The 11,796-nt window shown below is 34.8% G+C and carries 15 protein-coding genes; 7 read left to right on the forward strand and 8 right to left on the reverse strand.

Features of this window, described 5'->3' with window-relative positions; genetic code table 11:
* Positions 1-138 precede the first annotated feature (138 nt).
* Together M4I44_RS02515 and M4I44_RS02520 are read right to left on the reverse strand one after the other, a co-directional pair.
* Positions 139-1,116 (reverse strand): ribonucleotide-diphosphate reductase subunit beta, encoded by a 978-nt coding sequence (locus M4I44_RS02515; RefSeq protein WP_070906526.1) that lies wholly within the window; start codon positions 1,114-1,116, stop codon positions 139-141.
* Between the two features lie 335 nt (positions 1,117-1,451).
* Positions 1,452-2,021, reverse strand: a complete 570-nt coding sequence (locus M4I44_RS02520) for a DUF3109 family protein (protein ID WP_249966424.1) — start codon at positions 2,019-2,021, stop codon at positions 1,452-1,454.
* A 317-nt stretch (positions 2,022-2,338) separates the two neighbouring features.
* On the opposite strand from M4I44_RS02520, the gene M4I44_RS02525 reads away from it, so the two are divergent.
* From M4I44_RS02525 to M4I44_RS02535, 3 genes are all read left to right on the forward strand, one after another.
* Positions 2,339-2,917: a MarC family protein gene (locus tag M4I44_RS02525; RefSeq protein WP_070906525.1), complete on the forward strand. Its 579-nt coding sequence runs from the start codon at positions 2,339-2,341 to the stop codon at positions 2,915-2,917.
* Between the two features lie 107 nt (positions 2,918-3,024).
* Positions 3,025-3,225 carry a hypothetical protein gene (locus M4I44_RS02530; protein WP_017496183.1) on the forward strand — a complete coding sequence of 67 codons (201 nt, stop codon included), beginning with the start codon at positions 3,025-3,027 and terminating at the stop codon, positions 3,223-3,225.
* 4 nt (positions 3,226-3,229) lie between these two features.
* The gene (locus M4I44_RS02535) at positions 3,230-3,835 is read left to right on the forward strand and encodes an FAD-dependent oxidoreductase (protein WP_026109955.1); all 606 of its coding nucleotides are present in this window, start codon (positions 3,230-3,232) and stop codon (positions 3,833-3,835) included.
* Between the two features lie 61 nt (positions 3,836-3,896).
* Here M4I44_RS02535 and M4I44_RS02540 read toward each other — a convergent pair whose 3' ends face one another.
* From M4I44_RS02540 to M4I44_RS02555, 4 genes are read right to left on the reverse strand one after another with little or no spacing between them, the layout of a single operon-like run.
* The gene (locus M4I44_RS02540) at positions 3,897-4,262 is read right to left on the reverse strand and encodes a nuclear transport factor 2 family protein (RefSeq protein ID WP_249966425.1); all 366 of its coding nucleotides are present in this window, start codon (positions 4,260-4,262) and stop codon (positions 3,897-3,899) included.
* 17 nt (positions 4,263-4,279) lie between these two features.
* Positions 4,280-5,857 (reverse strand): S41 family peptidase, encoded by a 1,578-nt coding sequence (locus M4I44_RS02545; RefSeq protein ID WP_249966426.1) that lies wholly within the window; start codon positions 5,855-5,857, stop codon positions 4,280-4,282.
* Positions 5,858-6,289, reverse strand: coding sequence for a dCMP deaminase family protein (locus M4I44_RS02550; RefSeq protein ID WP_249966427.1), 432 nt, complete (start codon positions 6,287-6,289; stop codon positions 5,858-5,860).
* Between the two features lie 5 nt (positions 6,290-6,294).
* On the reverse strand, positions 6,295-6,888 hold the full coding sequence (locus M4I44_RS02555; protein ID WP_017496188.1) for a HupE/UreJ family protein: 594 nt from the start codon (positions 6,886-6,888) through the stop codon (positions 6,295-6,297).
* A 170-nt stretch (positions 6,889-7,058) separates the two neighbouring features.
* Between M4I44_RS02555 and M4I44_RS02560 the strand changes: the two genes are divergently transcribed.
* Positions 7,059-7,490, forward strand: coding sequence for a TerB family tellurite resistance protein (locus M4I44_RS02560; protein ID WP_017496189.1), 432 nt, complete (start codon positions 7,059-7,061; stop codon positions 7,488-7,490).
* Between the two features lie 174 nt (positions 7,491-7,664).
* Here the strand turns inward: M4I44_RS02560 and fbp are convergent, their stop codons facing one another.
* Positions 7,665-8,672, reverse strand: a complete 1,008-nt coding sequence (fbp, locus tag M4I44_RS02565) for a class 1 fructose-bisphosphatase (RefSeq protein ID WP_017496190.1) — start codon at positions 8,670-8,672, stop codon at positions 7,665-7,667.
* 171 nt (positions 8,673-8,843) lie between these two features.
* Here fbp and M4I44_RS02570 point away from each other — a divergent pair, with 171 nt between their 5' ends.
* Together M4I44_RS02570 and M4I44_RS02575 are read left to right on the forward strand one after the other, a co-directional pair.
* Entirely contained in the window at positions 8,844-9,332 is a 489-nt protein-coding gene (locus tag M4I44_RS02570; protein ID WP_249966428.1) for a GNAT family N-acetyltransferase, read from the forward strand.
* Between the two features lie 117 nt (positions 9,333-9,449).
* On the forward strand, positions 9,450-10,709 hold the full coding sequence (locus M4I44_RS02575; protein ID WP_249966429.1) for an aspartate kinase: 1,260 nt from the start codon (positions 9,450-9,452) through the stop codon (positions 10,707-10,709).
* 68 nt (positions 10,710-10,777) lie between these two features.
* Here M4I44_RS02575 and M4I44_RS02580 read toward each other — a convergent pair whose 3' ends face one another.
* Positions 10,778-11,131 carry a helix-turn-helix domain-containing protein gene (locus M4I44_RS02580; protein WP_249966430.1) on the reverse strand — a complete coding sequence of 118 codons (354 nt, stop codon included), beginning with the start codon at positions 11,129-11,131 and terminating at the stop codon, positions 10,778-10,780.
* A gap of 152 nt (positions 11,132-11,283) precedes the next feature.
* Between M4I44_RS02580 and M4I44_RS02585 the strand changes: the two genes are divergently transcribed.
* Positions 11,284-11,784, forward strand: a complete 501-nt coding sequence (locus tag M4I44_RS02585) for a hypothetical protein (RefSeq protein WP_249966431.1) — start codon at positions 11,284-11,286, stop codon at positions 11,782-11,784.
* Positions 11,785-11,796 lie beyond the last annotated feature (12 nt).

Genomic DNA, 11,796 nt, shown 5'->3' on the forward strand with positions numbered 1-11,796 from the left:
TGTCTGTTTCCAGTTTGAAAAACAAACTGAAAGGCATTAAAAATTGTACTTGAATCAACGATTTGGGATGAAGATTCAATCTTATAAAATGATTTATTTTTTTAGTGTTTTGGTATACACTAAATTTATTGCTGTTGGCTAAAAATCTGCATCAAATGAAATTTTCTGAGCATCACTATCTGTGTTCATCACACCTGATTTTTGATACTCCGCAACACGTTTTTCAAAGAAATTAGTTTTTCCCTGAAGAGAGATCATGTCCATGAAATCGAACGGATTCGCTGATCCATACACACGCTCGCAACCTAATTCTACTAATAATCTATCCGCAACAAATTCTAGATATTGCGTCATTAAAGTAGCATTCATTCCTATTAAACTTACCGGAAGAGATTCTGTTACGAACTCTCTTTCGATATTTAAAGCATCAACGATGATTTCTTTAATTCTGTCTTTTGGGACTTTATTAACCAGGTGATGATTGTGTAAGTGCACTGCAAAATCACAGTGTACACCTTCGTCACGCGAAATCAATTCATTCGAAAAAGTTAAACCTGGCATTAAACCACGTTTTTTCAACCAATAAATTGAACAGAAAGCACCTGAGAAAAAGATCCCCTCTACTGCTGCAAAAGCAATTAGTCTTTCAGCAAACGAATCTGATTCGATCCATTTTAAAGCCCATTCTGCTTTTTTACCAATCGCAGGAAAAACTTCTAAAGCATTAAACAATTCCGCTTTCTCTGCTTCATCTTTTACATAGGTATCAATTAATAAAGAATAAGTCTCACTATGAATATTCTCCATCATAATTTGAAAGCCATAGAAAAATTTAGCTTCGGCATATTGAACTTCATTTACAAAGTTCTCTGCAAGGTTTTCATTTACAATTCCGTCAGAAGCAGCAAAAAAAGCTAAAATGTGCTTGATAAAGTATCTTTCGTCGTCACTTAATTTATTATTCCAGTCAGTCAAGTCTTGGTGCAAATCGATTTCTTCGGCAGTCCAGAAACTAGCCTCCATCTTTTTGTACCATTCCCAAATATCATGGTGTTTTATTGGGAAAATAACGAAACGATTTTTGTTTTCTTGTAATATTGGCTCGACTTGTAACATGAAATTTTTCTTTAATTTTTATACTAAATTTTAGCTCATTCAGTAGACTACAAAGATTGTCATTTGTTGCCGAAAATAAAAGTCAAACTTATTCACAATCGGACGTAGTTTTTAACAACACACCGAAAATGAGATATTTTTCATACAATAACTAAAATACTGAAAACAAGCAAATTAATATTAAATTTCATCTCATTTTTGGAAGTAAAATATAGAATTTTTGAAACAAAAAGCAAGAAAATTTTAAATGTTTTTAAAAGTTTTCACCTGACTTCTTAAATGTTTTTTAATCAAAATCCGAACACTTCCCAGCAATGGTAATGGCTACCGATTTTTTACGATTTTTTGAGTTCTTCTGCAACTTTTTCAAGCTCCAAATACCAGTCCTGTCCAAAACGGCGAATTAATGCTTCTTTGACAAATTTATACACCGGAACTTCCAACTCCTTACCTAACGAACAGGCATCGTCGCAAATGTCCCACTTGTCATAGTTTACAGCAGCGAACTCTGTAAAGTCTTTCACCCGGATTGGATACAAATGACAGGAAACAGGTTTTTTCCAGTCTACGATTCCCTGATTGTACGCCTGCTCAATTCCGCAAAGCGCGGTCTTGCCATCAAAAATAACATAAGCACAGTCTTTATTATCAATCAGAGTCGTTTCAAGATCACCATCCGTTCCTTTTACCCAGGTTCCCTGAGTTTCGATGGCAGCAATACCTTCTTTTCGCAAGAAAGGTTTTACCTTAGGATAGATTTCTTCCAGAATTTTAGTCTCAGCTTCGCTCAAAGGCGCACCTGCATCTCCATCAACACAGCAAGCTCCTTTACAAGCTGACAAGTTGCACACAAATTCTTTTTCAAGAATATCTTCTGAAATAATGGTTTTCCCTAATTGAAACATGATATTGAAATACTGTAATTTATAAAGTGCAAAGATACGCAAAGAAAGCAGATATTCTGTCTATTCTTTTCTCATACTTACCCAAGAGATTCTCATCCAAAACACTTTATGTTGGTCATGGACGAAAAACCGTCGCAACATTTTTCACCAAACGCCTTGCAAATATGCAAAACAACTTGGCAATTGTTATAAAAATCGTTTTTTTTAACAACAACACGTGTTTTTATAACAAAAATACAGCCCTTTCACTATATCACAAAAAAGCATTAACTTTATTATCTACTTTTGCACATCTCTAAACAGTAAATAAAAAAATTATGTTAGAAATTGATTTTAAGGAAATTATCACCGTTGGAATGGTACTTTTTGCCGTAATCGATATTGTAGGATCAATTCCGATTATATTAAATTTGAGAGCGAAAGTTGGCCATATAGATTCAGAGAAAGCTTCGATTGTAGCCGGTCTGATTATGATTACTTTTCTTTTTGTCGGAGAAGGTTTTTTGCATCTTATTGGAATTGACGTACATTCTTTTGCTGTTGCGGGTTCCTTTGTATTGTTCTTTCTGGCTTTGGAAATGATTTTAGGAATCCGAATTTATCGTGATGAAGAACCGGGATCAGCCTCGATTGTTCCTTTGGCCTTTCCTTTAATTGCTGGCGCCGGTACGATGACTACTTTATTGTCATTACGTTCTCAGTTTCATACTATTAACATTATTATTGCCATTTTACTAAATATTATTCTGGTTTACATTGTTTTGAAATCTTCTAAAAAAATAGAAAATTTATTAGGAGAAAACGGACTTGGCGTAGTTCGCAAGACATTTGGAGTAATCCTTTTAGCAATTGCTGTTAAATTATTTGCTGCTAATGTTAAAGGTTTGTTTGTCTAACATTTATTTTTATAAATTTACCCCATAAAATTTCTAAAATATAACTTTAAGATATTTTTCACATCTGACGGTTCTACTTTATTATTTTAGACAAACAAACAACCATTATGAAAATTTTTACTTCAATTTTAGTGCTTTTGGCTTTGGCATTAATCGTTTTTAATATTACGCTACTGGACTTCAAAAATCCTTTTCAGGGAGACAGTGTAGTTGCTTTTATTGGAATCGCTGCTTCATTCTGCGCCGTTTTAATTCTTTTGATTTTTAGAATCTCTAAAAGAATTGAAGAAAAAACAAACGGACGATAATCTTATGTTTGATGTTTTAATTATTGGCGGAGGTGTTTCAGGCATGTCCTGTGCTCTTGTATTGGGATCAGCCAAAAACAAAGCTTTTGTAACCGACAAAAAAATCGGAATTTTTACACATCAAAAAAACTCTTCTCTACAGGAAGCCATTTTTTACAATGCTTACGGCATTACACCCGGCAAACTGGGATCTGATTTGTTAGTAGAAAGTACTCAGGATTTAGCCAAAACTTATCCGCATATCACTCAGATAGAAAACGAAAAGGTAGTTAAAGTTGAGGGTTCATACCCGGACTTCATTGTAACTACCAACAAAAACTCTTATAAAACAAAAAGTATCGTAATCGGTATTGGTTCAGCGAATACTTTTGACATAGAAGGCTTGATGCACTATATCGAGCCACACAAAAAAGCACTTCCAGAAAAACAGCGAATCCAACTTAAAAATGACGACCACAAGGTTGCCGACGGTATTTATGTTATTGGAACTTTGGCAGGATGGAGAAGTCAATTAGCGATTGCAGCCGGAAGCGGCGCCGCTGTAGCGACAGACATCTTAACTTTATGGAACAACGGCGTGCAAACTCATGCACACGACAGTATTCGATAAAACCCTGAAAAATTAGCACAAAAACACCGCAGATTAACAAAATCCAGCTTAGATCGTTTTTTTACTGCAATTGAATACAGCTTCCGGCAATTACTTTCAGATTTTCATCAAACTGTTTCCAAACCCTGATATATCTGAAAGTTCCGTTAAAGGGATTATGATTAAAGCTTCCTTTTAATAAAATCGTTACCGCAACTACAGCCGAGTCATCAACTACGTTTACAGTCTGATCTGAAGCTTCTAATGCATCTATTTGCATCTTACCTGAACGATACGAATTTAAATCAAACTCTTTCGTAATGGTTTGTCCGTCCGGTAAATTAAAAAGTAAATCGTCATGCAGCATCTTTTCCAAAGTTGGAATATCTGCACTTTTCATGGCCGTTAACAGTTCAATCTCAGCATTTACAATAGTTTCTATTTTCATCTGATGAAGATTAGGGATTACTTGTTTGGTTTCAAAACAGCCTTGATCATGGCATCTTCTTTTAAAATAACATCGTAATAATACAATTCGCCATACAATTGTCTGGCAAACTCAGCAGTGATATATCGATTTACCAACGCTTTGGTTTTGTCAAATTTCAAATCTAAACCGGCTGACAGCACATAGGTTTTGAACTTTTTAAAATACAGATCAGAACCCTTCATCTTTGCCAAAAACTCATTAAAATGAAGTCCGGCAAATACACCTCTGTTTTTATCCAATTCTTCAAAAACGAAATGCCCCACAATTCCGGTTTGCATCAGGTAGGCAACATTTTCATTCCCATGCTCGGCCTCCATCGGCACGAAAACATCAGGAACAATTCCGCCACCGCCATACACAATTTTACCTTTTGGCGTTTTAAACTTTAAAGAATCGGCCACTTTTATACTGTCTTTTGCATAAAGTTCGCCTGATTTTATACGGGCTTCAGATTCTTTAAAATAGTCTTCATTTCCTTTTTTATAAGGCTTCTGAATCGATCTTCCGGTTGGGGTGTAATAACGAGCCACGGTCAGCCTCACTGCCGATCCGTCGTTGAAATCCATTTCACGCTGCACCAGACCTTTTCCAAAAGAACGTCGGCCTACAATGATCCCACGGTCGTTATCCTGCAATGCTCCCGCCAGAATTTCACTGGCCGATGCACTGTTTTCATTAATCAGCACATACACTTTACCGGTTTCAAAACTGCCTGCTTTGGTTGCATAAGTCTTCTCGGTTGTACCGTTTTTATTTTTAGTAAAAACGATGAGCTGTTTGTCTTTTAAAAATTCATCTGCAATTGCAATAGCTTCTTCCATATAACCACCGCCATTGTCACGAAGATCAATCACCAGCGACTCAATTCCTTTTTGCCTCAATCGATCCAGACCACTCTTAAACTCATTAAAGGTAGTTTCGGCAAAACGATTGATTTTGATATATCCGGCATTATTCCCCAACAGCAATGAAGCATCAACGCTTTTGATCGGAATAATATCTCTTTTTACTTTAAACTTAAGTTTCTTTTGTTCTGATCTTCTAAAAACAGTCAGTTCAATCTCAGATCCTTTTAATCCTTTTAACTTAGAGAACAAAATATCCGAAGACAATCTGCGCCCAAACAGTTTGGTTTTTCCGGCAAATAGAATACGGTCACCCGACTTTATTCCGGCTTTTGCCGAAGGCCCGTTTTCAATTGGTTTTATAATGGCAACAGAATCTTTGTACATGTAAAAATTAATCCCAATCCCTACAAAATCCCCTTTCATGCTTTCGGCTACTTCGGCCTGTTCTGTTGGGGGGATATAAACGGAATGCGGGTCTAATTTTGATAAGATATTGTCGACTGTAAGATTTACAATTGAATCGGTGTTGATACTGTCAACATACTCATTATTGATAAAATCGATCAGCTTATTCAGTTTGGTTTTTGAGTAATTTTTAGCCAAAAGCTGATCATCTGCGGGAGCATTCATGAGGCTTCCGAGAACGATACCCAGAGCTAAGGTCGCTCCGATAACAAGTGGTAAATATTTTGAATTAAATTTCATTTACTCTTCTAAAACAGGAATATGTTCGACTTCGACACCTGCTTTTATTAAAAACTGAATTCCGGAATCGTCACGATATCCGTCATGATACACCACTCTTTTTATACCCGACTGATGTATTAATTTGCTGCATTCTTTGCAAGGTGAAAGCGTAATATACAATGTCGCTCCTTCACAGGATTGCGTTGATCTTGCTACTTTCAAAATGGCGTTTGCCTCGGCATGAAGAACGTCCCAACGGGTTAATCCTTCCTCATCTTCACAGCAATTTTCAAAACCAGACGGGGTACCATTGTATCCATCCGAAATAATCATCCGGTCTTTTACAATAATAGCACCTACCTGCTTTCGTTTGCAATACGACAACAAACTCCACTCTTTGGCAATCCTCAGATAGGCGTTATCGTATTTATTTAATTTTTTTTTCTTCATTTATTTTATCTGTTCCAAATTGGGCTTTCAATAATCATGGGAATAACCACTCCGATAACAAAAGCCGACATTACAAGTGCCCAATCACGTTTTGAAAAACGAAATATGGTCTGCACAATATAAGATAGTATCAAAACTACAAAAACCACAACCAGTTGTGCTGCTTCAATTCCTAAAGCAAATTCTCCTAAAGGTAGTAATTTTGAACCAGGTGATCCTCCTAAAATTGTTTTGAAATAATTCGAGAATCCAAGTCCGTGTATAATTCCAAAAAATAAGGTCACAAAAAACACTACATTCAAACCATCATTTTTAGAGTTCTTTCCGGCTGTTAAAAGATTAAAAACTGCAGTAATTAAAATCGTTATGGGAATTAAAAACTCAACAGTATTCACTTTTATCGCAATAATTCCGTAAACAGAAAGCAATAAAGCCAGTGTATGACCAATTGTAAAAACAGAAACAAGAAGCAAAATACGTTTCCAGTCTTTAAACAAATAAGGGGTTGTTAATGCAATTAAAAAAAGAACGTGATCATAAGCGTTAATATCTAAAACATGCTTTAATCCTATTTGAAAATAAATCCAAAATTCTGACATAAGGGTACTCTATTATAATGATTAGGGGTTGTAAACTTACGATTTATTTTGAACAATTACAGCTGTCCCAAACTAAAACAACCGATAAAAATTAAGTTAAATTTTATGAGAACTTTAAAATTAATAATTTAAAATAAAAATTATCTTTGTAGGATAAAAAAACCATAATTATGTCATTTTCAGATTTATTTGATAGCGAATTCAAACAAAGAAACAAAGGTCACTTTTCTGCTATTGTTCGTGTAGCACTAGCTGATGGAATTGTACATCCTGAAGAAAAAAATTTCTTGGACAAATTGGCTGCACGTTTAGAAATTTCAGAAACTGAATACGAAGAAATTCTTAACGACCCATTAAAATACCCTATCAATCCTCCTTATTTGCACGTACAGCGTTTAGAACGTTTGTATGATTTAACAAGAATGGTACACGTAGATCACCATCTTGAAGACCAACAAGAAGTGATGTTACGAAAATTAGGTATCGCTTTAGGTTTTACGCCAAGCAACGTAAACTATATTATTTCTAAAGCATTATCATTAGTCGACAAAAAAGTAGACGGTGATACTTTTGTTTACGAAATGCAACACATGCATAAATAGTATTCAGTCGCAGTTTTCAGTTTTCAAACTGATAGCTAAAGCTAAATAAAAAATAAACCCGACAGTTTTGAACTGTCGGGTTTTTTGTTTTTAAACCGAAACTAAAATTTACCGCAAAAGAAACCCGACAGGTTTTAAAAACCTGTCGGGTTTGAAACGAACCAAAAACGGAGATTACTCTGTTTCCGCCATAAATTCTTCTGCTTTTTCTACCATGTTGTAACTTCCGCAAAAAAACGGAACTCTTTGATGCAATTCAGTTGGCTGTATTTCCATAATTCTTCCAAAGCCATCTGTTGCTTTTCCTCCTGCCTGTTCTGCGATAAAAGCCATCGGATTGCATTCGTACAACAATCTCAATTTTCCTTTTGGTGCTTTTGAACTGGTTGGATAAATATAAATTCCGCCTTTGATCATATTTCGGTGAAAGTCAGAAACTAAACTTCCAATATATCTTGAAGTATAAGGCCTGTCTTCTTCTTCTCTCTGACAATATTTAATGTAATTTTTTACTCCTTGTGGGAAGTGAACATAATTTCCTTCATTGACTGAATAGATATTCCCATTTTTTGGAAATTTCATATTCGGATGTGACAGATAGAATGTTCCAATAGCAGGGTTTAAGGTAAATCCGTTTACACCATGACCTGTTGTGTATACCAACATGGTTGATGTTCCATAGATTACATATCCTGCTGCTACCTGATTGACTCCCGGTTGTAAAAAATCCTCGCTTGTAACCGGAGTTCCGATAGGTGTAATTCTTCTGAAAACCGAAAAAATGGTTCCCACTGATACATTCACATCGATATTTGAAGATCCGTCCAGCGGATCCATTAAGATCACGTACTTATTATTATGACTGTTGTCGCTCCCCTGAACAGTAATAAAATCGTCGTTTTCTTCTGAAGCAATACCACAGACAATCTCACGGTTAATTAACGTCTGAATAAATACTTCGTTTGCATATACATCTAATTTTTGCTGGTCTTCACCCTGAACATTCTGCTCTCCTGCAGCGCCAATGATATCCACCAATCCAGCTTTGTTTACTTTATAGTTTACGACCTTGGCCGCCAAACGTATAGAATTGATAATTCGGGAAAGCTCCCCCGACGAATATTGAAATGCTTTTTGGTTCTCAATAATAAACTCTCCCAGTGTTTTATTGCGTTCTTCCATTACTAAATCGTTGTAATTTTGTTTTTAAGTCACAAATATCGTTTTTTTTGTGAGAATGGTTTAAAAATTATTTCGTTAGTTTGCCACTATTGTATATTTGCTAAACAAAGCCCTAAAGTACTGAGCAAAAGAATACTTTTTTAGCTAATAAACGCTTAATAATAAGAATATATGAATATTAGAAAAGGGAATCCTGAAGACATGAAATCGGTTCTGGGATTAATACAGGAGTTGGCAATATTCGAAAAAGAACCAAATGCCGTAGTGATTACAGAAGCAGATTTAATACGTGACGGTTTTGGTGAAAAACCACTGTTTCATGTGTTTGTTGCAGAAATTGATACTGACGAAAATCATAAAGAAATTGTTGGAATTGCATTCTACTATTACCGATACTCGACCTGGAAAGGAAAAACAATACATCTTGAAGATTTGGTCGTTAAAGAAAAGATGAGAGGTACAGGTTTAGGGTCTGCACTTTATGCCGAAATCATAAAACAGGGAAAGCAGGATAATGTTCTCAGAATCGATTGGAATGTTCTCGACTGGAATACTCCTGCTGTAAAATTCTACGAGAATTCGGGTGCAAAAATCCTTGAAGACTGGAGAGTTGTTCAAATGGACGAAACGGGAATTAATTCGTTTTTAGAAAAATTATAAAAAACAATATTTTGCCACGAATTTCACTAATTAGGATAGATTCATGGCAGAAAAAATGATAACATATACAAGATTTCATCCGGTCTGAAATCTGAAATAAAAAATCTAAAATTAAAAATGAGAGTATTTAAATTTGGTGGAGCATCGGTTAAAGATGCCGAAGGAATTAAAAACGTATACGACGTTTTACAAAAAGTAGGTTATGAAGATGTGATTTTAGTAGTTTCTGCAATGGGAAAAACGACAAATGCTCTTGAAGTAGTAATCAAAAATTATTTTGATAAATCATCAGAACTGAGTTCATCCGTACATGAAATAAAGAAATACCACAATCAAATTTTACTGGATTTGTTTGAGAACGAAGAACATGCTGTTTTTACTGCTGTAAAAGCACTATTCTCTGAATTGGAATACTTCCTGGCACACAATAAATCTCCAAACTATAATTTTGTTTACGATCAGATTGTGAGCTTCGGAGAATTGATTTCAACGACTATCTTAAGTCATTTTATGAATTTTATGGGCATTCAAACGCAATGGCTGGATGTTCGAAATTTTATCAAAACCAATGCCAACTACCGTGATGCTGAAGTAGACTGGGAGGTTACACAACAAAACATCAGTAAAAATGTTCCTCGTAAAGTTCTAAACATTACTCAGGGATTCTTAGGTGCCGATGAGAACAACTTTACTACCACTTTAGGTCGTGAGGGTTCTGACTATACTGCCGGAATTTTTGCCTACTGCTTAAATGCAGAAAGTGTTACAATTTGGAAAGACGTTCCGGGAGTTATGAATGCCGATCCGCGTTATTTTGAGAATGCAAGTTTATTAAACCAGATTTCTTATCGTGAAGCGATCGAGCTGGCTTTCTACGGAGCTACTGTAATTCACCCAAAAACATTGCAGCCTTTACAGAAAAAGGAAATTCCGTTGTACGTAAAATCTTTTGTTAATCCACTTTTAAAAGGGACTTGTGTTTCTAAAGGTGTCGATTTGGAGCCGCAATATCCTTGTTTTATCGTAAAAAGAGAACAGCTTTTAATTTCTCTTTCTTCGATTGATTTTTCTTTTATTATGGAAGAGAATATCAGCGAGATTTTTGCTTTGTTTCACCAATTTAAAATAAAAGTAAATCTGATTCAGAATTCTGCCATTAGTTTTTCGGTTTGTGTGGAAGATAAATTTGGGAATTTTAATGACCTGAACGCCATTCTTTCGAAAAAATTCAAAGTAGAATTTAGCGAGAATGTGACTTTGTATACCATTCGTCATTTTACAGAACAAGCGGCACAAACGGTAGAAGAAAACAAAGCCGTTTTATTAAAACAAGTAAGCCGCGAAACGATGCAAATCGTTACTAAAGAAATTAACTAAATCTGCATTATACGTTAATTATATAATTCATATACTTAAAAAGCTTCACTTTACTGGTGAAGCTTTTTTTATTCCTGTCCTTTATTCAAATGTTTAATTATACTTTTAAGATCTTCAATCTCTAATTCGTATTTTCTGATAATCTTTCGATAAACACCAAGCATAGAATAGTCTATCAATTGATCAATATTCATCAAACTCTCATAAGTTTTAACCCCTATCTCCTCTCGCACTAATTCTTCCGGTGCTATTTCAAAAACCTCGCAAATCCTTTTAAAATGAACTGCCCAGGAAGTACTTTCTCCGCGTTCCATTCTTGCATAAGCCGATGGTGATATATGAAGACTGTCTGCTACTTCTTCTTGTGACATATTTTTCGCTTTACGCAGCATCTTTAATTTTTCCCCTACAGTCTTATTCATGATTGATACCTTTCTTGCGTATAAATATAGGAATTGTTTTACAATTATTTAAAAGCAGGCCTTAAATAACCGATTTTCGGCTGAGAATTTTCTTAAAAACCGCTTAATTTTAATGAAAGAAAAATTCTACAATAATTAAAAACTACTTCACTATGAAAAACAAAATCAAATCATTTGCAATGCTCCTCTTAATATCATCTTTCTCTTTTTTATCCTGTACAAAAGATGAAATGATTAATAAAGACGGAGAGATTTCACAAGAATTAAAAAACGACCCTCTATTTGAGTCAATGGATAAAGCCTACAGTAAGCACTGGGAAGATATCATAAAATATCCTCGAGACAATGTAAATCAAACCTTCAATAAAAAATTCACGGAAGACTTAGAACAAAATAAATTTAAAAATTTCAAAGACTTTGCAAAAGCCAAGGAAAAAACAGGATACGTTGATTTTGGAAAAAGAGTTCGCAATCTAATTGCTTTTAAAGCAGCTGAGGAAAAACTTTTTCAAAAATACCCCGAACTGAAAATCAACAAGAAAAAATTTTACCCCTACTTCTTAAAAAACCGAGGATCTCAAATCGGAGATGAAAAAATGAAACAATTACTATTAGAAAGAAAAAATATACAGTTAAAAAACTCCATAAAATAAAAACATGAAAAA

This window comes from Flavobacterium sp. B183, from assembly GCF_023539155.1.
Taxonomy (GTDB): Bacteria; Bacteroidota; Bacteroidia; order Flavobacteriales; family Flavobacteriaceae; genus Flavobacterium; species Flavobacterium tructae.

Bases quoted from the DNA above. Each gene is read 5' to 3' on its own strand.
- M4I44_RS02515 (WP_070906526.1), bottom strand. From the start codon at position 1,116: ATGTTACAAGTCGAGCCAATATTACAAGAAAACAAAAATCGTTTCGTT.
- M4I44_RS02570 (WP_249966428.1), top strand. From the start codon at position 8,844: ATGAATATTAGAAAAGGGAATCCTGAAGACATGAAATCGGTTCTGGGA.
- M4I44_RS02545 (WP_249966426.1), bottom strand. From the start codon at position 5,857: ATGAAATTTAATTCAAAATATTTACCACTTGTTATCGGAGCGACCTTA.
- M4I44_RS02535 (WP_026109955.1), top strand. From the start codon at position 3,230: ATGTTTGATGTTTTAATTATTGGCGGAGGTGTTTCAGGCATGTCCTGT.
- M4I44_RS02560 (WP_017496189.1), top strand. From the start codon at position 7,059: ATGTCATTTTCAGATTTATTTGATAGCGAATTCAAACAAAGAAACAAA.
- M4I44_RS02575 (WP_249966429.1), top strand. From the start codon at position 9,450: ATGAGAGTATTTAAATTTGGTGGAGCATCGGTTAAAGATGCCGAAGGA.
- M4I44_RS02540 (WP_249966425.1), bottom strand. From the start codon at position 4,262: ATGAAAATAGAAACTATTGTAAATGCTGAGATTGAACTGTTAACGGCC.
- M4I44_RS02550 (WP_249966427.1), bottom strand. From the start codon at position 6,289: ATGAAGAAAAAAAAATTAAATAAATACGATAACGCCTATCTGAGGATT.
- M4I44_RS02580 (WP_249966430.1), bottom strand. From the start codon at position 11,131: ATGAATAAGACTGTAGGGGAAAAATTAAAGATGCTGCGTAAAGCGAAA.
- M4I44_RS02530 (WP_017496183.1), top strand. From the start codon at position 3,025: ATGAAAATTTTTACTTCAATTTTAGTGCTTTTGGCTTTGGCATTAATC.
- M4I44_RS02525 (WP_070906525.1), top strand. From the start codon at position 2,339: ATGTTAGAAATTGATTTTAAGGAAATTATCACCGTTGGAATGGTACTT.
- M4I44_RS02555 (WP_017496188.1), bottom strand. From the start codon at position 6,888: ATGTCAGAATTTTGGATTTATTTTCAAATAGGATTAAAGCATGTTTTA.
- M4I44_RS02585 (WP_249966431.1), top strand. From the start codon at position 11,284: ATGAAAAACAAAATCAAATCATTTGCAATGCTCCTCTTAATATCATCT.
- fbp (WP_017496190.1), bottom strand. From the start codon at position 8,672: ATGGAAGAACGCAATAAAACACTGGGAGAGTTTATTATTGAGAACCAA.
- M4I44_RS02520 (WP_249966424.1), bottom strand. From the start codon at position 2,021: ATGTTTCAATTAGGGAAAACCATTATTTCAGAAGATATTCTTGAAAAA.